This window comes from Nostoc sp. (assembly GCF_036919615.1).
In the GTDB taxonomy this organism is placed as follows: Bacteria; Cyanobacteriota; Cyanobacteriia; order Cyanobacteriales; family Nostocaceae; genus Nostoc.
Window position 1 is genome coordinate 100279 of sequence record NZ_JBALCN010000093.1, and the last position, 22597, is coordinate 122875.

22 protein-coding genes and 1 tRNA gene are annotated in these 22597 nt (G+C 41.8%); 14 read left to right on the forward strand and 9 right to left on the reverse strand.

Annotated features, from left to right (window positions below; genetic code table 11):
• Nucleotides 1-92: 92 nt before the first annotated feature.
• The 3 genes from V7K48_RS26730 to V7K48_RS26740 form a co-directional block, all read right to left on the reverse strand.
• Nucleotides 93-659 (reverse strand): phycobiliprotein lyase, encoded by a 567-nt coding sequence (locus V7K48_RS26730; protein ID WP_335076988.1) that lies wholly within the window; start codon nucleotides 657-659, stop codon nucleotides 93-95.
• Between the two features lie 72 nt (nucleotides 660-731).
• On the reverse strand, nucleotides 732-1412 hold the full coding sequence (locus V7K48_RS26735) for a HEAT repeat domain-containing protein (protein ID WP_335076990.1): 681 nt from the start codon (nucleotides 1410-1412) through the stop codon (nucleotides 732-734).
• Nucleotides 1413-1733: 321 nt separating this feature from the next.
• Nucleotides 1734-1818: transfer RNA gene (locus V7K48_RS26740), tRNA-Ser, on the reverse strand.
• A gap of 107 nt (nucleotides 1819-1925) precedes the next feature.
• Between V7K48_RS26740 and V7K48_RS26745 the strand changes: the two genes are divergently transcribed.
• From V7K48_RS26745 to V7K48_RS26770, 6 genes are all read left to right on the forward strand, one after another.
• A complete protein-coding gene (locus V7K48_RS26745) occupies nucleotides 1926-2294 on the forward strand; it encodes a 2Fe-2S iron-sulfur cluster-binding protein (RefSeq protein ID WP_334811650.1) in 369 nt (122 codons plus the stop codon).
• A gap of 70 nt (nucleotides 2295-2364) precedes the next feature.
• Nucleotides 2365-2910 (forward strand): thermonuclease family protein, encoded by a 546-nt coding sequence (locus V7K48_RS26750; protein WP_335077170.1) that lies wholly within the window; start codon nucleotides 2365-2367, stop codon nucleotides 2908-2910.
• Between the two features lie 222 nt (nucleotides 2911-3132).
• The gene (locus V7K48_RS26755) at nucleotides 3133-3945 is read left to right on the forward strand and encodes an inositol monophosphatase family protein (RefSeq protein WP_334970651.1); all 813 of its coding nucleotides are present in this window, start codon (nucleotides 3133-3135) and stop codon (nucleotides 3943-3945) included.
• A 74-nt stretch (nucleotides 3946-4019) separates the two neighbouring features.
• A complete protein-coding gene (locus V7K48_RS26760) occupies nucleotides 4020-4994 on the forward strand; it encodes a J domain-containing protein (RefSeq protein WP_335076992.1) in 975 nt (324 codons plus the stop codon).
• A complete protein-coding gene (locus V7K48_RS26765; RefSeq protein ID WP_335076994.1) occupies nucleotides 4994-6208 on the forward strand; it encodes an ATP phosphoribosyltransferase regulatory subunit in 1215 nt (404 codons plus the stop codon). Before V7K48_RS26760 ends, V7K48_RS26765 begins: the two co-directional genes overlap by 1 nt.
• Nucleotides 6209-6275: 67 nt before the next feature.
• Entirely contained in the window at nucleotides 6276-6428 is a 153-nt protein-coding gene (locus V7K48_RS26770) for a hypothetical protein (RefSeq protein WP_335076996.1), read from the forward strand.
• 78 nt (nucleotides 6429-6506) lie between these two features.
• Here the strand turns inward: V7K48_RS26770 and V7K48_RS26775 are convergent, their stop codons facing one another.
• Together V7K48_RS26775 and V7K48_RS26780 are read right to left on the reverse strand one after the other, a co-directional pair.
• Nucleotides 6507-6887: a GUN4 domain-containing protein gene (locus V7K48_RS26775; protein ID WP_335077172.1), complete on the reverse strand. Its 381-nt coding sequence runs from the start codon at nucleotides 6885-6887 to the stop codon at nucleotides 6507-6509.
• 2 nt (nucleotides 6888-6889) lie between these two features.
• Nucleotides 6890-8047 carry a TIR domain-containing protein gene (locus V7K48_RS26780; protein WP_335076998.1) on the reverse strand — a complete coding sequence of 386 codons (1158 nt, stop codon included), beginning with the start codon at nucleotides 8045-8047 and terminating at the stop codon, nucleotides 6890-6892.
• A 711-nt stretch (nucleotides 8048-8758) separates the two neighbouring features.
• On the opposite strand from V7K48_RS26780, the gene V7K48_RS26785 reads away from it, so the two are divergent.
• Nucleotides 8759-8983, forward strand: coding sequence for an indolepyruvate ferredoxin oxidoreductase subunit alpha (locus V7K48_RS26785; RefSeq protein ID WP_334946780.1), 225 nt, complete (start codon nucleotides 8759-8761; stop codon nucleotides 8981-8983).
• A gap of 70 nt (nucleotides 8984-9053) precedes the next feature.
• Nucleotides 9054-9782: an ABC transporter ATP-binding protein gene (locus tag V7K48_RS26790; RefSeq protein ID WP_335077000.1), complete on the forward strand. Its 729-nt coding sequence runs from the start codon at nucleotides 9054-9056 to the stop codon at nucleotides 9780-9782.
• 994 nt (nucleotides 9783-10776) lie between these two features.
• Here V7K48_RS26790 and V7K48_RS26795 read toward each other — a convergent pair.
• A complete protein-coding gene (locus V7K48_RS26795) occupies nucleotides 10777-12099 on the reverse strand; it encodes a hypothetical protein (RefSeq protein WP_335077003.1) in 1323 nt (440 codons plus the stop codon).
• A gap of 335 nt (nucleotides 12100-12434) precedes the next feature.
• Here V7K48_RS26795 and V7K48_RS26800 point away from each other — a divergent pair, with 335 nt between their 5' ends.
• Both V7K48_RS26800 and V7K48_RS26805 read left to right on the forward strand, forming a co-directional pair.
• Nucleotides 12435-13157: a carbonic anhydrase gene (locus tag V7K48_RS26800; RefSeq protein WP_335077005.1), complete on the forward strand. Its 723-nt coding sequence runs from the start codon at nucleotides 12435-12437 to the stop codon at nucleotides 13155-13157.
• A 943-nt stretch (nucleotides 13158-14100) separates the two neighbouring features.
• Complete coding sequence (locus tag V7K48_RS26805) at nucleotides 14101-15609, forward strand: UbiD family decarboxylase (RefSeq protein WP_335077007.1); 1509 nt, start codon at nucleotides 14101-14103, stop codon at nucleotides 15607-15609.
• A 219-nt stretch (nucleotides 15610-15828) separates the two neighbouring features.
• On the opposite strand, the gene V7K48_RS26810 is transcribed toward V7K48_RS26805, so the two are convergent.
• Nucleotides 15829-16065, reverse strand: a complete 237-nt coding sequence (locus V7K48_RS26810) for a TauD/TfdA family dioxygenase (RefSeq protein WP_335077009.1) — start codon at nucleotides 16063-16065, stop codon at nucleotides 15829-15831.
• Between the two features lie 281 nt (nucleotides 16066-16346).
• Here V7K48_RS26810 and V7K48_RS26815 point away from each other — a divergent pair, with 281 nt between their 5' ends.
• The 3 genes from V7K48_RS26815 (at nucleotide 16347) to V7K48_RS26825 (ending at nucleotide 17898) form a co-directional block, all read left to right on the forward strand.
• Complete coding sequence (locus V7K48_RS26815) at nucleotides 16347-16886, forward strand: SH3 domain-containing protein (protein ID WP_335077011.1); 540 nt, start codon at nucleotides 16347-16349, stop codon at nucleotides 16884-16886.
• 70 nt (nucleotides 16887-16956) lie between these two features.
• Nucleotides 16957-17742 carry a DUF4058 family protein gene (locus V7K48_RS26820; RefSeq protein WP_335077013.1) on the forward strand — a complete coding sequence of 262 codons (786 nt, stop codon included), beginning with the start codon at nucleotides 16957-16959 and terminating at the stop codon, nucleotides 17740-17742.
• 18 nt (nucleotides 17743-17760) lie between these two features.
• A complete protein-coding gene (locus V7K48_RS26825) occupies nucleotides 17761-17898 on the forward strand; it encodes a DUF4058 family protein (RefSeq protein WP_442949479.1) in 138 nt (45 codons plus the stop codon).
• 100 nt (nucleotides 17899-17998) lie between these two features.
• On the opposite strand, the gene V7K48_RS26830 is transcribed toward V7K48_RS26825, so the two are convergent.
• Complete coding sequence (locus tag V7K48_RS26830; RefSeq protein WP_335077015.1) at nucleotides 17999-18316, reverse strand: endonuclease domain-containing protein; 318 nt, start codon at nucleotides 18314-18316, stop codon at nucleotides 17999-18001.
• A 348-nt stretch (nucleotides 18317-18664) separates the two neighbouring features.
• On the opposite strand from V7K48_RS26830, the gene V7K48_RS26835 reads away from it, so the two are divergent.
• Nucleotides 18665-20284, forward strand: coding sequence for a tetratricopeptide repeat protein (locus V7K48_RS26835; protein WP_335077017.1), 1620 nt, complete (start codon nucleotides 18665-18667; stop codon nucleotides 20282-20284).
• Between the two features lie 129 nt (nucleotides 20285-20413).
• Here V7K48_RS26835 and V7K48_RS26840 read toward each other — a convergent pair whose 3' ends face one another.
• Complete coding sequence (locus tag V7K48_RS26840; protein WP_335077019.1) at nucleotides 20414-22324, reverse strand: acetate--CoA ligase family protein; 1911 nt, start codon at nucleotides 22322-22324, stop codon at nucleotides 20414-20416.
• Nucleotides 22325-22597 lie beyond the last annotated feature (273 nt).

Consider the following 22597-nt stretch of genomic DNA (forward strand, 5'->3'; position numbering starts at 1 on the left):
CTATGGGTGCTCGTGTCGCCCACACCACAAGAAGTAGTTGAGTATTTTTTGATTTGTCAGTCCCTTTATCGGGCGAATATCCTGTATTAAAACTAATTCGATACTGAATTAACCGCCTCGGAAGCCTTCGCGGCTGGTGGAGAACCACCCATACGAATCTCAGAAGTGAAGGAAGTGATACTAAATCCACCAAAATTCTTGAGGATATTCACCCGCATTCGCAAATTCGGGCTAGCAAACCACAGGCGCTCCTCAGAACTCATGGTTTCATCCTCTGTAATTAGGGTCAAAGCATCATCACTATCTATTTTATAGCGTCCGGCAACTGGAGTTTTCTTGGCATCAACTATTTTTCGCAGTAACTTGCCTTGGGCCGGATTATCTGCATCAGGTATCGAAACTAACACAGTTGAACCACTGTGCTTTGCTTGATCCTTTTCGATTGTGCCGTTCCAAGTAATTTTGGCAGCACAAGAGCCGGAACTAAGATTAATTTTGTACTGTTGACAAAGCTTGCTCACTTCTGGATCATCTACTGCCAGCGTCTCAATGATGATATCTGACTTGCCATTTTCAGATTGGTTAAAAGCCAAATGTTGACTAGTCCGATGAGAAAACCATTTACCAGCACTTAACTGAAAAAACTCTTCAATATTCATGAATGAAATTACCCTGCATCAAAATGCGAAAATTCCCACTTAATTATTAAAAGGTAGTAGGAGGTATTAATATTAAGCTTGATCGCCTAATTCCTCAAGCTTTTTAAGTCCAATCCTGGCTGCCTCAGCAACGTTAAAATGATTGTCTTTTTCCAGGTATTTTAAAGCTGAGACACTCTTGGGAGTGGGAAGATTTCCCAAGGCTTCTGCCAAACGCTGCCTTACTAACCAATCATCTGATTGGGCGAAGCGCAGGATCTTATCGACAGACTCAATGTCTTGAATTTCTCCCAATGCAGAGATTGCAGCTTGTTGCAACACTACTTCTTTGCTATCCAATGCCTGAAGAAGAATTTGTCGGGCGCGGGGGTCTTTTATGTTACCTAGAGAAACAGCTGCACTAAAGCGTACTAGCCAATCAGTATCTTCATAAAACGCCCGTGAAAGCACTTCAAAGGCTCTGGCATCACCCAAATATCCTAAGGCACCAGCGGCATCAGCACGTATACCATAATCCGGGTCATTTTCCAGAATTCTTACCAAAATTGAATAACATTCTGGCGTCGGCTTAATTCCGAGGGCAAATATTGCCATCGATCGCAGTTGCAAAGATTCGTCGTCTAGTACCTTTTTAATCAAAGGGACTGCATCCTCAGCGGGAACATGACGCAGATTAGCAAGGGCTAACATGCGATCGCGTAAATTTGGACTTTCTAACTGAGTAGAAATTTCTTGTAAGCTTAGAGCTGCCATTTAGTTCAAAGCCTTTTCTTTTCTTTACTTATCTTAATTTACCTGATCCGTTGATCAGCCTGTCACCATAGTGAAGTAGCAGTTTGGCGACTTTACAAAATGCCTCGATTATGAATGAAAAATAAACAAATGTTACTTTCCGTGAGATTGTGTATTGAATTTAGCAGTTAGATTTAACACTTAGCTGTGTCTGAGGTATGAAGAGAAGATTGGGGTAGCAGACGTAGGTTAGGGGTGTGACTGTTAAATAAGTAGTTACACAGAATTAATTACACAATGTGATTGTGAATGGAGCGTATATATTTAGACTAAGTTTGAAAACGGAGAGGGAGGGATTCGAACCCTCGTTAAGTTTCCCTAAACACACTTTCCAGGCGTGCGCCTTCAACCACTCGGCCACCTCTCCAGGTGCCACAAGTTACGATCCTACTATAGAATCCCAGAAAATGCAAAGATAAAGAAAGATATTTTTAGATTGAATCTGAAAGTCCCAATCCCAAAACGCAAATCCAGATGTCCCGTACATACACAATTAGAGTTCGCGATCGCGCCACTGGCAAAATATACACCCTACAAGTGCCAGAAGACCGCTACATCCTGCACACTGCCGAAAAACAAGGGGTAGAACTGCCGTTTTCCTGCCGCAACGGGGCTTGCACTACTTGTGCAGTGAGGGTGTTGTCGGGAGAAATTTACCAACCAGAGGCGATCGGATTGTCGCCACATTTACGTCGGCAAGGTTATGCGTTGTTATGTGTGAGTTACCCCCGTTCTGACTTGGAGGTGGAAACACAAGACGAAGATGAAGTCTATGAACTCCAGTTTGGACGCTATTTTGCTAGGGGTAAAGTTAAAGCGGGTTTACCTTTAGATGAGGAATAAACAATTCAAAATCACTGTACCCCTACTTAAAAGCCAGCTACGTACAGGGGCGACGATAGGAGAAATTCTGATGCCTGTGCGTCTTGGTGACTGGGTGCGAAAAATAGCCATTTTGGCTTGCTTATTGCTCTTGGTGAGTTGCCAAGGTAAAAACCAGCCGCCAAACAATGAGGCTCAGGTGAAAGTAGCGCGGGTAGTTAGTGGGCAAAGTTTGGAAGTGTTAGGCATGGCTGAACAACCAAATTTGATTTCCCAAGTGCGGTTAGTTGGTATTGATGCACCAGATTTGCGACAGCGGCCTTGGGGGGAAGAAGCAAAAGAACAGTTAGAGAATCTAATTGGTGGTGCAGAAGAATCGGTAACTCTGGAGTTTGATCTAGAAGCAAAAGACAAAATCGGGCGAACTCTAGCTTATGTGTGGAAAAATAAGGTGTTGTTGAATGAAGAATTAGTCAAACAAGGGAATGCAATGTTTGTTGGGCGATCGCCTAACCACAAATATGACCAACGTTTAGAACGTGCCCAACAATGGGCTAGACTCATGGCCCAAGGAATCTGGAACCCAGAAAAACCCATGCGCCTCACTCCGGCTGAGTTTCGCCGCCAAAATCTTTGAAAAGTGGAGAGTGGGGAGTGGGGTAGACAACTAACTCCTGACTCTGCCAATTTTAGATTTTGGTCGCACCTTTGGTGCGCTGACAGCGCAACTTGGATTTTGGATTGAAAGAAAAATCTAAAATTTAAAATCTAAAATCTAAAATTGAATGACTCCAAACTCCTGTAGAGACGCGATTAATCGCGTCTCTACTCCTAACTTCAAACTCTTAACTTCTAACAAATGACAAATCTACAAATTTTTTTAGATATTGCTACGGAAGCGGCCTTAGCTGCTGGTGGCATTTTGCAAGGTTACTTGGGTAAGTTAGAAGACGCAATTATTGAAAAAGGACGCCCTGGTGATTTAGTCACCGCTGCTGATAAAGCTTCAGAAGAGTTGATTTTAGAAATTTTGCGCCGCCACTTTCCTCAGCACTCTATCCTCGCGGAAGAATCAGGGAAATTAGGTAATCAAGAGAATGAATACCTTTGGGCAATAGATCCTCTCGATGGCACAACCAACTATGCTCATCAATACCCATTTTTTGCCGTTTCCATCGGGCTGTTAATTAATGGCGTTCCGCAAGTTGGTGTAATTTATGACCCCTTTCACAATGAGCTATTCCGTGCCGCTGCTGGCTTGGGAGCAACGCGTAACCGTCATCCCATCAAGGTTTCGATCACATCTGAATTGAGTAAAAGCCTACTAGTGACAGGGTTTGCCTACGATCGCCGCGAAACCTCTGATAACAACTATGCCGAATTTAGTCACCTCACCCATCTTACCCAAGGAGTCAGACGTAGCGGTTCCGCATCGCTAGATTTAGCGTATGTTGCCTGTGGACGTGTCGATGGTTACTGGGAACGGGGACTTTCTCCTTGGGATATTGCCGCCGGGATAATTTTGGTACAAGAAGCTGGGGGCATAGTCACTGCCTATGATCGTACTCCCGTCAAAATTGAGTCAGGTAGAATTATCGCCACAAATAGTTATATTCACGACTCCCTCAGTAGCGAACTTTTACAAGTTCCGCCACTGTCAGCATGGGTGTAGCAGATGGGGGCTTTCCCCCCGACTTTGGGTAAACTAAAAAGAATCTAACTGCTCCTTTGGTGCAAAACCTCTATATGTCTTTCAAAATAGATCGTGGACTATTTAAATATGATTTCATAGATCATCACGCAATATTGTGCGTTCCAGTTGATGCAGATGTCAAAGAGATTCGTAAACGTTATCTCAAAATCGCCCGCCGTTTGCACCCAGACAGTAGTTTTACTGAGACTGCTGCTCAAAAACAGCTAGGGAATGAATTATTATCAAAGTTGGTTAACCCAGCTTACGAAAAACTTTCTGGCGATCGCACTCGCGCAGAATATACTATAATTTTGTCGCAAATTGGCAAGCGCCTGGAACAAGAGTCTACTTCGGTGACTCTAAACACCAACTTGGGTAGACAGTTAGCTGACGCCGCTAATATCGATCATTTCTATAAAAGTGCGATCGCTAAACTAGCCCAAACCCAATATGATTCTTTAGAGCAAGCGCTGCAAGTCATTGCCCAAATTAGTGAGTTAAATTTAGTGTACTTAATGCGGAGTGCGGGCAAATCATCCGTAGCACCACCGCCATCTGCTCAACCCAAAGTCCAATCAGGCACACCTCAATCAAATACATCAAAAGATACACCACCAGCACCAGCACCAGCGCCAGCGCCAGCGCCAGCAAAAGAAGACTCGATTGTAGAACAGTATGCTCGTCGCGCTCAATCTTTGATTGACAAAAACCAATTTGCCCAAGCCAAAGTAGAGTTGCAGGATGCCCTAAAGCTAGAACCTAAAAATAGTCACTGCCATAGCTTAATTGCAATGGTGTATTTGAGGCAAAATCAGCTAAAAATGGCAAAAATCCACTTTGACAATGCTCTGAAATTAAACCCCAATGACGAAACAGCTCTGCAATGGAAACCTAAAATAGATAAAGCTCTAGGACAACAACCTAGTGATCATAAGGTGACTTCATCCCCCAATAATGGAGATAAGCAACCAGATAAATCTGGTAGTGGCGGTTTGTTCGGTGGTTTGTTTGGTGGGAAGAAAAAATAATGGTGTATCAACCAGCAGCGGGAGCCAGGGATTTATTGCCCTTGGATGTGGAGAAAAAACGCTGGATTGAAGATAGGTTACAACAAGTATTTCGCCGTTGGGGATATCACAGGATTATCACCTCGACTTTAGAGCGGATGGATACCTTGATGGCGGGGGAAGCAATCCAGCGTCAGATGGTGATTCAACTACAACAAAATGGCGAAGATGATGAATTAGGGCTACGTCCAGAATTAACAGCATCTATTGCTCGGACTGTTGTGACTCGAATGACAGGACTGCGTTATCCGCAACGGCTGTACTACAATGCCAATGTATTTCGCCGCACTTGGGAAAGTAGGCATAATAGCCAGCAGGAGTTTTATCAAGCTGGGGTAGAGTTGTTAGGTGCTGGCGGATTGCTGGCGAATGCGGAAGTAGTGCTGTTAGTTGCAGATTGTTTGGCAGCACTGGGTTTACAGGGATGGCATTTAATTTTAGGTGAGGCGGGAATTACCCGATCGCTCTTGAGTGCCTTTCCTGATAATTTACAGGATAAAGTTCGCAGTGCGATCGCCCATCTTGACCGCATTACTATAGATACTTTACCCTTAAGTGACAAACTACGCGATCGCGCCCGAATCATCCTGGATTTGCGTGGCCCTAGTGCAGATGTGTTACAAAAAGTCAGTAGTTTGGATCTAGATGAAGAACAGCGAGAGGCAGTAAATAACCTTAAATCCCTAGTAGAATTACTGGAATCAGAGAAAAAATTTCCCTTAATCCTTGACCTCAGCCTCATTCAGACCATAGATTACTACACCGGTATTGTCTTTGAAGTTGTCACTGATTCCGAATCCCAAGCCAGAGTTTTAGGGCGTGGTGGTCGCTATGACCAGCTTTTGGGGCTATATCATCCCCAAGGAGAAAACATTCCCGGAATTGGTTTTGGACTAAATATCGAAGAATTATACCAAGTTCTGTTGTCTACTCAGCAATTACCACAAGTAATCCCAGCGAGTGACTGGTTGGTAGTATCAGAAACGCCAAGTGCTAACGCCCTTGCCTTTGCTTACGCGCAAAAACTCAGAGATTCTACTGATTTGGTGCGGGTAGAAATTGATTTGGGGGGAAGGGATGCAGAAGCTATTCGCCAATATGCACGCGATCGCAGCATAGCCCAAATTGCCTGGATCAAAGCTGATGGCTCACCAACCATTGAATCATTGCGTTAAGTGAGTTGGGGATTGGACATGGGGCATTGCTTTATCTGCCCTACTCTCCACTCCCCAGTTAGGACAAATGAAACTACCTTGGGATGAATGGGAAGCAAGTAACCAAGAAATAGAAGAAGTAGCGTGTAAGTTTATCTTGGCTAATTGTTATGACAGCCAAAAAGCTTGCATTATACTACAAGTCCAAGATGAATATTTTAAAATGCCCAGTGCCAGGTAACGAAAACGTAGAAACCGCAATCCTTCGTGCAAAATGGCTTGTTTGTGAATCTTTACAATTTTCTGTAAGCCTTATATGTTACAGTTTACAAGTCTCGATGCGAGAGAAGAAAACTCCGCCACCAAACCCCCAAAACCCGACCAAGCCTACCCCCTTCAACTGCTGATGGGGGGCAGTCGGAAGGTGTCCTTCCGGGGCACTTGTGTTGAATAACAAGTCTGAGTCATTTAGCCATTCGCTTTGTTTTTCGGTTTGTTGTCTCAATCCAAACCATTTGTCAACTACAACTGTTCTCCACTTCCGCCAGCCGACGCGATCGCCAAACTTTCCGTAGTCTTTTCCGACGCTTTCCCAAATGCGCTTTTGCACGCTAAACCCAAAGCGCCCATTACTGTATTTTACCCACAGTTGGTCAATAGTGCGTAAGTCAGTGCAGGGAAAGTTTTCGACGGAATTGATATCTAACCAACCTTCTTTTTTCTACCAGTGGCTTTGAGCATAACTGCCAGAGTTTCTTTATCGGCTTCTTTCCACTCACTATCTCTGAGTAAATCGCGTAATCGCGTATAGTCTACACCCTTTTCAGAGAGTAGGTCATTACCTGTAGATTGCTGTTCTTGTCGCAGTCTCTCAACTTCTATTTGTTCTCTTTGTAGTTTGAGTCTCTGTGCTTGCTGTTGTCGCAGCTTTTCGGCTTCTGCTTGTTCTTGCTGTTGTTGTAGTCTGTTTGCTTGCTGTTGTCGCAGCTTCTCGGCTTCTGCTTGTTCTCTTTGTTGTTGGTGGAGTATTTCTGCTTGTTGCTTTCGTACTTCAGCTTCATTATCTATTGCGGCTACATTCTCATCTTTAAGCTTCAGATATTGCTGCAATTTCTTCAAATCCGCTTTAGCTTTTTCGTCTAACAGATATCCTTGTTCATGTATTAATTTGGTAAAAATTTGTTTGTATTTGTCCAGATTTTCTTTGTATTTCCCATAAGATTCTAATGCTTTGTCTCGCACTGTACAAGCTTGTTCATCAGTTAATCCTAGCTGTTCTTGTAAATCCTTCAATATTTCGGATTCCACAAAAGATATCTCGCCATCAGCTGCAAATTCCTCAACCAACTGGCGATACTCAGCTATAGCAGCTTCCTTTGTTACTAGTGCTAGTTTTTGTTGACGTTCTGCCTTGATTTGTTGAGCAGCAGCCCTAATTCCTTGAGCTACATTTGTAAATGCCTCGTCTCGATTAGTCCAAGAGGTAACAGGTTCGGCATTCTTGGGCAAAAATTGCAGTTTAGCAAACGGTGTGTGACTCCAATCAACCCTTCGCAGAATAACTGGGATGACACGAGCTTTTCCTGTATTGTGACGTTCTATTGCTGTGGTGACTTCAACTTCCCAGCAATAATTGGAAGCAATAAAGTCTGAACTGAGGAGTAACAGAATGATGTCGGCTGTGTTGAAATTGTCATTAATTTGGTGATCCCACTCCTCTCCTGGTATTATTTTGCGATCGTGCCAGCTTGATATCACACCCTGCCGTATCAAAGTACTCAGGTGATTAGCTAGTTCATCCCGTAAAGCTTCGTCTTTGTGAGAGTAGGAGAAGAAAAGCTGTAGCGATACCTCTGGCATTTTGCGTTTCAAGAGTAGGATAAATTACGCTTGTAACAAATTATAGTATTTTTGCCTGAATTTCCCTAGAACCTAACAGCAATAGCTAAGACGCTTGCTTAGTAGAGTTTTGCAAAAAAGCGTAGCGTTTTTAATGTAGGGGGATGCATTGGCATTGCTAAAGAACGCATTAACAATGCCACCGACGTATTAACATTATATAGGGATGCATTGGCATTGCAGGGAAACGCATTAACAATGCAGCCGACGCATTAACATTGTATCGGGATGCATTGGCATTGCAGAGGGATGCATTAACAATGCCACCAACACATTAACATTGCAAGGTATTGCCAAATTTAATTCGTTACAAATTAATGAAGTGCTGTACTTAGGGACTTCCAATAAAAAAATACTCAACTACTTCTTGTGGGGTGGGCGTCTCGCCATTGGTGTCAGCTTAACGTGAAAGCCTAGTCTAATAAGAAGAGTGAAAATTTTTCGATGTACCACCTAGATTTTGATCCCCCCTAACCCCCCTTTTTAAGGGGGGAACTAGAATCGAGTGCCCCCTTAAAAAGGGGGTTGGGGGATCTAAAAGAATGGGAAATAGAGTGATTTAGGCTTAAGTTGACACCGATGCATCCAGACTCACCTTGACAGCGGAATCTCCAGTCTCCACTCCCCTGCTAGGCTAGAAATAGCCGATACAGAAGAGAGGGAATCGAGAACATGCCGCACACAATTGTTACAGAAGTCTGTGAAGGCGTCGCTGACTGCGTAGGTGCCTGTCCAGTAGCTTGTATTCATGATGGCCCAGGCAAAAATGCCAAGGGAACCGATTGGTACTGGATTGACTTTGCCACTTGCATCGACTGTGGCATCTGTCTCCAAGTTTGCCCAGTAGAAGGGGCGATTCTTCCAGAAGAACGACCGGAGTTGCAAAAAACCCCGTAATAGTCCATAGTCAACAGTCAATAGTTATGCTTGACTTGACTGTTGACAAATGACCAATGATAAATGACCAATGACAAATGACTATTTACTAGATGTTCAAAATGTCCATGCTGGATACATCAAAGACGTAGATATCCTGCAAGGTGTGAATTTCCGGGTTGCACCAGGGGAATTAGTAACAGTGATTGGCCCCAACGGTGCGGGTAAATCTACTTTGGCAAAAGCAATCTTTGGGCTTTTGATTCCCCACACAGGCACAATTACCTTCAAAGGTGAAAATATCGTGGGGCTAAAGTCCAATCAAATCGTCCAACGAGGAATGTGCTACGTACCGCAAATCACCAATGTCTTCCCCTCCCTCAGTATTGAAGAGAACTTGGAGATGGGTGCTTTTGTGCTTAATGTTCCCCTGAAACCAATTAAAGATAAAATATTTACCATGTTCCCCAGACTGAGCGATCGCCGTCGTCAACGTGCTGGTACTCTCTCTGGAGGAGAACGCCAAATGCTAGCGATGGGCAAAGCTTTGATGTTGGAACCTGGTTTGCTGATTTTGGATGAACCATCTGCTGCTTTATCCCCGATGTTGGTGACACAAGTGTTTGAGCAGATTAAACAAATTAATCAGGCGGGTACTGCGATTGTATTAGTAGAACAAAATGCCCGTAAGGCTTTAGAGATGGCTAATCGCGGATATGTATTAGAGTCTGGACGCGATGCGATCTCCGGCCCTGGTGAAGAATTGTTGAATAACCCGAAAGTGGGTGAGCTATATCTGGGAGCAGGTAAGAGGAATTAAGTCCTGTGCCACCAATGGGGAACCAAAAAGCATGTTGATAGTAGTGCTTTGGGGTGTGCCGTTAGTGGCAGTAACAGTAAATTCCCGCGACTCGAATGCATGAATGTCAATTTTGGTATTAACAATTGCACATCTTGTGGTAAATCGAGTTTTTCCTGTTCAACACAACACCAGTTTAGGGAGCTTCACCAGGCGATAGCGATGCCTACAGTGGGCTGCGCCTACGCTATCTATAACTAATACAAAAGTCATAATACTTCCTGCCACTGCCGCGACCGTCGTTTTCGATGCTCAAAGAATTCTCCCCAATAATCCTTGCGTTTCTTAATCACATCTACAGCGAGTAGAAAGGTAAAACAGGACATTCATTCAGGAAAAAATGACCAGAAAGTAAATTACCCGGATCTGCCAAAACCCCATTAAGAATTCTTAATTCTTAATAACGAATTACGTTAGTGCAGCGTTAGCGACGTAGGAGCGTCATTAGAAATTAGTAATTATGTTCAGTGCTTTTGGCAATTTGGCATCCAAAATTTTTCTGTTGCAGTTTTAATTGAGATATCAACAGGGTTACAGGGAAATTGAGAAAGTTCTACAAGGGATAGATTCCCGCCTCAAAAATCCCACCCAACGGCCAGTTGTTGACGCCTACGCTCTCCGAACCACCTTAAATGGTGGGATGGCAGTAAAAAAGTAGCGCAAGCGTCACCGCTTCACCACAACTGGCTAGAAATCAAACAGAAAACACATAGTACAAATGGATTTACACAGATTTAAGTCAGGTGATGACAGTGCTTGAATAGAGTCATCACAATCCTGTTCGGTTAAGATCCCCCCGCCTGCGGCGACCCCCTTAAAAAGGTGGTAAACAGGAAACAAAGCCCTCTTTTCTTAAGGGGGGTTGGGGGGATCTCCGAGAGCCAAACACATTAACCGAACTGTATTCAGAGGCATCACTTAGCCAAAGGGATCATACCAAAGCGATCGCCACCATTTATTTAACCTGTAGCTGCCTTAGTTTATTATTTGCCGACAGTAGTAACTCTTGAGCTTTCAGATAAGCTGTTGTGCCATTTTGCACCTTTTCTAATTGATTAATAATACTCTGCAATTGGCTCAATACCCGATTGCGCTCTCCATGATCAGCATTAGTAGGAATTGAAGCCAACAAGCTTTTGATTTCTTGTTGTGCTGCTTCCAAAGCCTCCCCAGCATCTGCCTCAGCTTGCCGTCTGACCTTAACTTGACCTAAATTAGCCTCATAAATTGCTAATAACTTCTGTGCCTCGGTATAACCTGCTACGTCTTTTGCAGGAATTTCTTTGAGCCGCTCAATTGCCTCTATCCACAAATTTTCTATCTGTTGCCATTCAGTTACGGTGTGCGGCGGATTTTGACCAGCTTTGGCAGCTTGCCAGGAAAATTGCCGTGCTGCGGTGATTAAAGCACTGATGCGATCGTTCCCCGCCGCCAATCCAACAACTTCCTGAAACTCACGCTTATAATTATCTAGTTGATTTTGTACAGTTTTTCCTGCCAGAGTTTGACCAGGAATCTGCTCGAATTGATTAAGCGCTGTTTGCCAAGCAGCTGTTGCAGTCTGTTTATCAGTTGCTGTTGTAGCCCGTTCATATTGCTGTTTTGCATTTAACAAGCTCTGCATATTATCAGTAAGCAAGGACTGAGCATTCTTTTCCTGAAAAACCTGAGCTTCTAGCTGCCCAACTTTACTCCGAAATGCATTAAAACCGTAGATGCTGAATCGCGAGTCATACCACCAATATTTGTATTGTGACCAATCGTTGACAAATGAGGTTGGTAACTGATCTAGATGTTTTTCTGTTTCTTGTAGCTTCTGTTCTCCCAAAGCCAAATCAGCGGGACTAGTAGCTTTTTCAATCAATTGTTCAGCTTGCTCGACTGATACCAACGCCTGCCGATAGTGATTATCCATGCTGATGTAGCTGGGTAGCAACAAAAAAGGCGCATGGAGCATCATCGGCTGGCGAATCACCGGATAAGGCTGGTTCGCCACCCAAATTACACCAACGGGAATGCCGATAAGTATTGCTATCCAAATAAGTCTACTACCTATACCCCGCTTGGCTTTGCTATGCAGTTGCTGAGAGGATGTTTTGAGAACCCGCCTTTGTAACTCCATTTCACTCTCCAATTGAGCAAGGTTTTTGGAGGTTGATGGTGTTGTAGGTTTCTTTGGCACTACAGGTAGTTGGCCGGGAGCAGACGGATCTATCCCAGAGCTATTTTGAGCATTTCTACGTAGAAAATTCCAGTTTATTTTGTTTAAAAAAGTCATATCTATAGCCAATACTCTGTTAAGTATTCCCAAAAAATACAGGAAATACAAACAATAGCTCGTTTGGGCTTTTGACAGGAATTATCCTCTTTCGTCACCAGAAGATAATGTATTGGAAAAACTGTTCTGGTTATGGTTAACCCTGGCTTTAAATTTAACAGATAAAATCGAATTTACTTGATGCATATAATAGTCAATTTATACATTATATAAGTTATAAACTCACATGTAATATGAATATTAAATAACTCTTAAACCGTGTACCAAGGTACTATTACATCTTGCTTAAATCTGATATCTTCCTGAGAAAAGCTTTGTTGTTATCAGGTAGATTGATGAGTCGAATTAATGGATTTGTTGGGCGACGTGATTTCTTCAAATTCGCAAGTGTGGTAGGTATTGCAGCTACTGCTTTTGGTGATAGTTTTTGGAATCAAAAGCAAACTGCTGTTGCTGATATTCACCCAGTTAATTCTAATCCAATCAGTCCGAATGAAGCTGTTAGATGCTTGCTGGATGGTAATCAAAGATTTATCCATCAAAAACGCAAATATCCCGATCAATCACTAGAACATCTGCAATTAGTTGCTAAAGCTCAGTATCCCTTTGCCGCCATATTGGGCTGTGCAGATTCTAGAGTACCTGCGGAAATCGTCTTCGATCAAGGACTTGGAGATTTATTTGTCGTGCGAGTTGCTGGTAATGTCGTTAGTGACACGGTTATAGGTAGTCTGGAATATTCTACAGCAGTATTGGGTTCGCAGTTGATTGTAGTTTTGGGTCATAGAAGATGCGGTGCTGTAGCAGAAGCAATTAAAAACGAACCACTTCCTGGCAGAATTGGTTTGATTATTGAGGGCATCAAACCATCCATAGAAAGGGTAAAGTTAAGAACGAGTGATAATATGCAGGATGCGGTTATAGCCAATATTCAATATCAGACTGAAAAATTGCAGGAAAGCTCAACGATTTTAGCCAAATTGCTCCATGAAGGTAAACTAAAAATTGTTGGCGCTTGTTACGATATTGACACTGGTAAAGTCAACATTATCACTTAAACATCTCACACCTTTTAGGCGTAGGATTTTTAGTTTAATGATGTTACAAAAAATTATTATTTATAAAGTATCTTTTATTGATAATATTGAAGATTAATCAAATTTATTGCTCAACTTAGAAAAATAGTTCTGATACCATTTCACAAAATACCTGTTACATATACAGTAGATTGCAACTTCTCTTCTTAGGCTACGCCAAGGTGAGGTAGAGATCATCGTAGAGGCACAACATGTTGTGCCTCTACCCGTGTACTTCATTTACCTGGAATACGCTATACATTGGTAGGGGTGTAAATCTGTCATTGGTGTCAACTTAAGCGCAAACCCCTTTAAAACCTTATTTCCAGCCAGATACTGGAAAGCACTTGTTGACAATTACTTTTTTCTTAATTTGTCACCAATGGTCTGAGACTGGGAATGAGACAATCTCTAAAGGCTTGTTCGTAAACTGCTTTTACCTTAAGTTGACACGAATGTACAGCTAGATTTACGCCCTTACAGGCAATGCATTTGTTGCAAAAATTTTTGAAAAAAGTATTATCTAGCGATGCCTGGGTTGGGCTATGCCTATGCAAGCTCACAAAAATTCAGAAAAACCTAAAAGCTAGGGCTGTGCCCTAGCTTATAACAAATAAACCCAGCAGGGGCTATATAACAAAGCCGCCTGCCAGGAAGGTATAGTATATTCTGGCCATGTTTGATTAGGTTAGCGCTTATTTGTAAAAAATAATTGCGTATCCCTAGATACAATAGCTAAATCCTTTGGAAAACACAGTTAAGAAAAGTTACTAAATAGGTTAATTTCCAATTAAAACTAACAATTTCCCAAATGGGGAGATGGGGACACTGGAACAAGGAAAATATTTCCTAATGCCCAATGACAAATGACTAATAATATAAGAAAGCGCTTCACACTTCTTAAATAATCAGTTTTATTAGAACAATGGCCAGAGACTTGCGGGGATTCATTAAAATTTTGGAAGATAAGGGACAATTACGGCGAATTTCAGCTTTAGTTGACCCAGACTTAGAAATTGCTGAGATTTCCAACCGGATGCTGCAAAAAGGTGGCCCAGGGTTGTTGTTTGAAAACGTCAAAGGCGCTTCCTTCCCGGTGGCGGTGAATTTGATGGGAACTGTGGAAAGGATTTGCTGGGCGATGAATATGCAGCATCCAGAGGAGTTGGAAACTCTGGGGAAAAAATTGAGTATGCTGCAACAACCAAAACCGCCGAAGAAGATTTCCCAGGCGATAGATTTTGGCAAAGTGCTGTTTGATGTGGTGAAGGCGAAACCAGGACGGGACTTTTTCCCTGCCTGTCAGCAAGTTGTGCTTCAAGGTCATGATTTAAATTTACATAAGTTGCCCTTGATACGTCCTTATGTTGGTGATGCTGGCAAGATTATCACGCTGGGACTGGTAATTACTAAAGATTGTGAGACGGGTACTCCAAATGTAGGTGTGTATCGCTTGCAACTACAATCTCAGAATACGATGACGGTTCACTGGTTATCAGTGCGGGGTGGGGCGAGGCATTTGCGAAAAGCGGCGGAACGTGGGAAGAAATTAGAAGTTGCGATCGCACTTGGTGTAGATCCTCTAATTATCATGGCAGCTGCCACACCCATACCTGTAGATTTATCAGAATGGCTGTTTGCTGGACTGTACAGCGGTTCTGGTGTGCAGTTGGCGAAATGTAAAACTGTAGATTTGGAAGTTCCCGCAGATTCAGAATTTGTCTTGGAAGGAACGATTACACCAGGGGAAGTTTTGCCAGATGGGCCCTTTGGTGACCATATGGGTTATTACGGCGGCGTGGAAGATTCGCCGTTGATCCGCTTTGAGTGTATGACACACCGGAAAAATCCGATTTACTTAACAACATTTAGCGGTCGTCCACCTAAAGAAGAAGCGATGATGGCGATCGCACTAAATCGCATTTATACTCCCATTCTGCGGCAACAAGTATCAGAAATTGTCGATTTCTTCCTACCAATGGAAGCTTTGAGTTACAAAGCGGCGATTATTTCTATTGATAAAGCATATCCAGGACAAGCGCGACGGGCAGCTTTAGCGTTTTGGAGTGCTTTGCCACAATTTACATACACCAAATTTGTAATTGTTGTGGATAAAGACATAAATATTCGCGATCCGCGTCAAGTAGTATGGGCAATTAGTTCCAAAGTTGACCCTGTGCGGGATGTATTTATTTTGCCGAATACACCTTTTGATACGTTGGATTTTGCCAGTGAAAAGATTGGCTTAGGTGGACGCATGGGAATTGATGCGACTACTAAAATTCCGCCGGAAACAGACCATGAATGGGGTTCGCCTTTGGAATCTGATCCTGATGTGGCGGCGATGGTAGAGAGGCGATGGGCGGAGTATGGTTTGGCAGAGTTGCAGTTAGGAGAAGTAGACCCAAATTTGTTTGGCTATGATATGAGGTAACGTGTTAGATAGAAACTGCTAAAAATCTATGTTGGCTATCAGCTTAGGAACATAGATTTAATAACTTACAAATTTCGTAGAGTGCATTAGTAATGCACCATTTTATATAGTTTAGGTGCGTTATACTGTCGCCAACACACTCTACAAAAGATAAGTTTTCTATTCTATGTTCCTGATCTAACTTTTCTCAGTAAAACTGACTAAGTAATTAACAAAATATTAGAATGAAAAAGCTGGAGAACATAGCCGGATATAAATATCTCTTTGATCATCAGCAAAAGCTCTTCTCCCATGAAGTATTCTGGTATTATCAATCATTAAAATATCTCCTTTTTGCCACGAAATTTCCGTGGTTATTTTTTCAGCAATTTCATTAAGTTCAGAGACAACCTCTTCAGGAATTTCTAAATTATCCTCAAACTTAAGAATCTTTGAGCTTAACTGCTTTGCGGGCAATAGACTGTTTGTCGAAATTTGAACTCATTGTTGGCGTTAACTACACTATATACTGACATCTTAATACGCAATCATGTCGTTGTGTTGTATCCATCTGCGTAGGCGTAGCCCGTCGTAGACATCGCAGGACTAAATTTTGTAAAATTAAAAGTGTTATTACAGTACTAAAATCTATTTTAAGGAACTACGTTACAAAGTTAACCCTAATTTATTTGAGTAGATTATCAGATACAAATAAGACTCCAATTTTAGGTACTGATGCCAGAAAATTGAACAAATATATGACAAAAAAAGTGAAAAATCCAGTATCAAAGTTACTGACAGGATTGGCATTCAGTTGTATTAGTGTGATACTCAATACAGGTATAGCTGATCAAATAGCTTTAGCGAAATCAACTAATCCTCAAAAGTGCGATATTCTTGCCTACGTCACCGATACAGATCCACAAGGTTTAAATGTGCGGAGTGGTGCAAGTACAAATAATACAATTATAGGGCAAATACCCATCAAGGAAACAGTTCGGGTTATTGGTGCTACTGGAAATTGGGTACAGATTACTAATGCTAGTGATGGTTTTCAAGGAACTGGATGGGTGTTTGTGCCAAAATTAGGCTTAACAACGCGGGGCTACGGTACTAATGGCGTGGATTTATATGCTAGTACCAGTCAACAAAGCCTAAAAGTGCGAAGAGTTCCTGCTAATACGGCTGTCAAATTGTTAGGCTGTCAGAAAGATTGGGCGCAGGTAGAATATCAAGGTGTTAAAGGTTGGTTAACAAGGAAAGATCAATGTGGTGCAGCCCTTACCAGTTGTTCTTAGAACCCCACCCCGCAAGCTGGGAGAGGGCTATGGGAATTACTTTTAAAATTTTTGTTTTGAGATATTTGTTATGGCTTATCCATTTCCAGGAATGAACCCGTATTTAGAAGATCCTGAATTATGGCCAGGAGTACATGGGAGACTAATAGTAGCGATCGCAGATTACCTCTCTCCTCAACTACGTCCCAAATATTTTGTCGCCATTGAAGAACGAATTTATCAAACTACTGGCGATGATAAACTCTTGGTTGGTATTCCTGATGTAATAGTACAAAATTCACAGACAGCAATAAATCCTAAAATACCGAATATAGCTGTAGCTACACCTGCCGTTCAACCTAAAACGGTGACAGTTCCCATACCTGAGATAGTGAAGGAGAGATATTTAGAGGTGCGAAAGGTAGGAACAAAAGAAGTAGTGACAGTGATTGAAATTCTTTCACCTAAAAATAAACGTACAGGAGAAGGACGCAACGCATACGATAATAAACGACAGCGAGTCTTAGGAAGTTCAACACATTTGGTAGAAATTGATTTATTGCGTGTCGGGGAACCAATGTTAGTTTTTGGGGATGGTACACAAAATAATTATCGGATTTTGGTTAGTCGCGGGGAAAATCGTCCGCAATCTGATTTATATGCTTTTAATGTGCAAGATGTAATTCCCTCATTTACCTTACCGTTGCAAACTGGTGATAGTGAACCTTTCGTGGATTTGCAGAGTTTATTAGCTGGGATTTATGACCGTGCAAGTTATGACTTAGTAATAGATTACAGTCAAGAGCCAGTGTCACAATTGTCAGAAGAGAATGCAGTTTGGGCAAATGCTTTGTTACGGGAGAAAGGACTCCGTTAAAAAAGAAGTCACTATCAAATTTTAGTTTGTTATGGCGATCGCCGTCCTTATGCTGACTTATATGCTTTTAATTTACAAGATATAATTCCACCTTTTCCCATACCTAACAAAAAGCAGATTATAAAGGTGCTGTTAAGCATTACAGCGATGCTTTGAGGAAAGATGGCAAATTTGCAGAAGCTCATGTAAGCCGAGGTCGTGCGTATTCAGAATTAGCCCCCTCCTCGCTTGCGGGGAGGGGGTTGGGGGTGGGGTTCTATCTCTGTAAGCAAGTAGCAATATCCTGCAACACTCCCTCCATCCTCTCCAGAACATCCCCATTTCTAAATCGCACAACCTGCAACCCCAAACTCTCTAAGAATTCTTGACGGATTGCATCTTCCTCTTGAGTGTAGTCATGAATTTCCCCATCTACTTCCACCACCAACCGCGCTTCACCACAGTAAAAATCGACGATAAAACGGTCAATTGTTTGCTGACGGCGGAACTTGAAACCCAAAAGTTGCTTGTCTCTCAACTTCTGCCAAAGTAACTTTTCTGCTGGAGTTGGTTCACACCGCATTTGTTGCGCCAATGGTTTAAGTTTTTTCCAAAGTTCGTGTGAGGTTTGCCAAGGGTATCCCGGAACCCCACCCCGCAAGCGAGGAGGGGGAACTGGAGTCGGGGATGAGGTTTGGGTTGGGGTTTTTATCTTGGGTCATTTGCGCAATTGGTGGTTAGATAATTAATATTTCATGTATTATTCCCAGCGAGCGCACTCTTACACCCCTCCCTAACAGTCAAAATGGCATAATCAGACATGGCCGCACTTTAAGAATTAGATAACAGTTTTTGAGGGAATATCACCCAAGCTAATTAAAAGGTTTACGCCGAATAGATATTTTAATAGAATAATCTCATCAAAAGATTCGCAGAAACATAAATGGACTGGATTACACTACTGCGATCGCTACAGTCTGATTTTATTAAAAGGTTAACATCTGGTTGTCTGCTTCATTGTGAAACAGAAGGTCAATATAGTGAATTAACTATAATCTCTGGAGATAGATTAAAGGCACTACGGGAATTTTGCTGGCTGATGGCTGAGAAATATAAGCGTGTTTCGCCAGTGCGTGACGTTTTTATTAGCTATCTCAAAGGGAAGTTGGGTGAGGAAGTTGTCAAAGAACGTTTAGCTGATTTTATTACCGAAGTCGATTATGAAAAGCGATTTGGCGGCGATGGCAATATAGATTTTACCTTGACTTCTGACCCATCTATTGGTATTGAGGTTAAATCTCGTCACGGTAGTATTGATAAAGTTAGATGGTCAATTAGTTCTGAAGAGGTTGAAAAAAATGCAGTTGTAGTTTGCATTTTGATTCAAGAGGATGTGAGTGAAGCACAATCGGAGTATCACCTTTTCTTAGCTGGCTTTCTGCCAACCCGGATGATTAAGTTGAAGACTGGTAAAATTTCATTTGGGATAGAACAATTACTGTATGGCGGTGGTTTATGGTGCTATCTAGAACAGTTACAATCTTCTATAAATAATTCTTCTAGGCAACAACCATCAATTTACAAATATCTCCCGAAGCAGGAAATTCCATCTAAGCCAACTAATAATCAGTTGCTTCAATCTTCTTTTCAACCTGAATATCGTGAGGAAGATTTAAATATACTTTATATAAGATTGGGTGATGAATGTTTTGAAAAAGGAGAATATCTGAATGCAATCGCCAACTATAATCAAGCCTTACAATTTAAATCTAGCGATGTTGATTTATATTATAAACGAGGTTTAGCTTCCTATCAAATAGGAAATTATGAAGCTGCGATCGCAGATTATTCTCAGGTAATTCAGATGAATATTCATGATGCTAAATCTTACAATAAACGAGGTTTAGCTCTGTCTCAAATGGGGCGATTAGAAGAAGCAATTAATGATTATACCCAGGCTATTAGAATTAATCCTAATGTTGCCGTAGCTTATAAAAACAGGGCTGAAGCTCGTTCTCATGTGGGAGATAACCAAGGAGCAATTGAGGATTATACCCAGGCTATTAAAATTAATCCCGATTATGCTGATGCTTATAAAAACCGTGGGATTGCTCGTTATTTATTAGGCTCCCAACCGATATTTACCCAAGCAATCAAGATTAATCCTAAAGATGCCATCGCTTATAAAAACCGTGGTAATGCTCGTTCAGATTTAGGAGATTTTGAAGGAGCAATTGAAGATTATACTCAGGCAATACAGATTAATCCTAATTATGCCGATGCCTATTACAACCGTGGCAATGCTCGTTCTGACTTAGGAGATTTTCAGGAAGCAATTGAAGATTATACTCAAGCAATACAGATTAATTCAAACTATGCAGATGCTTATTACAATCGTGGCAATATCCGTTTAGAAATAGCAGAAAAACAGGGAGTAATTGAAGATTTTCAAAAAGCGGCAGACATCTATCGTCAAGAAGGTAAGCTAGAAGCACTCAAAGATACACGAGAAAGAATATTAGATTTAGAAATAGAAGAATCATTAGATATTTTAAAGTTTTAGAAAATCGATTAATTCAGATAATTAGCAATTTTTAGCTAGGCTCCAGATCCCCGACTTCGTAAAAGTTATCGGGGATCTAACTTTTCAGTCAAATTCAGAAATATTGGATTGAGCACCTATTTACTTAGCTCACAAAATCGCTCCAGTTTCTTTCAAATAAACCCGTGTAAATGGTTCATCTTCAGCCAAAGTATAATCTTCGATTAACCCTTTGCGACGGACAGAAATGTCGTTACCTTTTCTAATTACCACAGTAGAACCATCGAAGACATCCCGCACTAGTATCATCTCAGTTTCGGTGGGATTATCCAGAACTACAATATTACTACTCTGGTAAAACATGCCCTCTTCATCTAGGATGTCTTCCGCATACTCGGCAATCAGCAAATCAAGTTTTGGATGACGCAGCAAAGTTTGAACGTTGATGTTGTAATTTTTGCTTAATACTTTTTTCGAGCGATTCACAAAAACTGCATCATGACAAATAGCGCCTATTGTCCAGTTGGGATGTTGTAAAAGGATATGGTCAATCGTTGCTTGCAGTTCTTCAACTGAGATTTTATTAAAGGTAATAATTGGTATCCTGGCATCTGTACCCGACTCAAAAAAAGTTTCTAAGATATTAGAAGGCACATCAACGCTTTCACCAACAGAAGGTTTAAGATGCATTAAAATTCCGGGTGCAGCGTTGATTTCCAGGATGGCAAAGTTACTGGACTTCCAAGATTCTGCGAGACTTTTGGTAATCACATCAATCCCAAGGCAAGTCAGCTGGAAGTGTTGGGCAATATCTTGCGCCAAGATAATATTGTCAGCATGAACTGTCTGGGTTGCATCGATGCTTATACCTCCAGCTGAAAGATTGGCGACTTTACGCAGGTAAACAGTGCGTTCCTTCTCAATCACGCTATCTAATGATAAGCGTTGTTCATCTAGGTAAAGTTCCATCGCTTCATCTATCTGAATTTTACTCATCGGCGAGGTTGGCGTATCTAAACGTGCAGGTTTGCGGTTCTCTTGGCGGATTAACTCTGCAAGTGTTAAGTAGCCATCACCAATAACCGATGCTGGACGGCGTTCTGTGGCGGCCACAAATCTACCATTGACACACAACAAGCGAAAATCTGATCCGGAAATACTTTTCTCAACAATTATCCGAGTTAGCTGATCTTCGGGAATCGCTGCCAGTGCCCTATTATAAGCAGATATCAGTTCTTTTGAGTCTTGTATGTCAGCCGTAACACCAATTCCTTTGTGACCAACCACTGGCTTAACTGCCACTGGGTAACCAATTTGTCTAGCTGCTGCCAAGGCTTCCTTTTCCGAAAAAACGATACTGCCTTCAGGGACTGGGAAACCCAAAGTTTTTAAAAATGCCTTGCAGTCATCTTTGCGGGTAGTAAACTCCGAATCTAGATGGCTATCACAGTTAAATGTTGTTGCTACTCCCCGGACATGTTTTTTTCCCAAACCGTACTGCATTAACCCTTCCTCCCACAAATAAAAGGCGGGAATACCTTTTTCGTAGGCTGTTCGTAATAGGGCGTAAACTGTAGGGCCACCATAGACAGATGCGCGGAATCTATTTTGCAGCTTCACTAATTGCTCATCAAAGTTAAAGTCTTCGTCTTGGGTTATGGCTTCAAACCAATCCCAAACAAAATAAGCTACTTCTCTAGTTGTGCGTTCATGTAGTGATTGAATACTAATCCGCACCAAATTTGGATATGGTTTGACACTCCAATGGTTAAGGTGCAAATCCATGTCCAGCTTTCCGACTTCAGACACAACTTGGGCAAATAGATGAGCATAAGATTCATAGGTTTGGCTGCCCAAGCGTGGATAGCGATCGCCAATCCTTGCAATATAATCTTCAAGAGGCAAAGGTTCTCTAGAGTCCATTAGAGCAAAATCAAATACTAGCGCCCCTGTATCTAAATAGAGGTTGGGCCCAATATAATGCTTGAAGTTGAAAATATCGAATACATCCGTTCTTCTAGCATTAATGCGGACTAAATCACTGCTTTTTTGTAGAACCATTGATTACGAACCTTTGGCTAAACACCCTGAAATTTAAATGCTGAGTAATGGTTACTCAGACTGATTGATTGTAGATTGATTTAGATTAATTTTAGAGAGTGATAGCTTTGCTACTGAGCTAATCAGAACCCACGCTAACTCTATTGGTAAGCATTTTCAACTATCTCAAGGCATAATTAAATCCCCATTCCTCAGCAAAGAATAAATAACATAGGACTTACGCGGACTTACGCACAAGTAACGGAAAATCGAACCACAGAGGAGGCAGAGAAG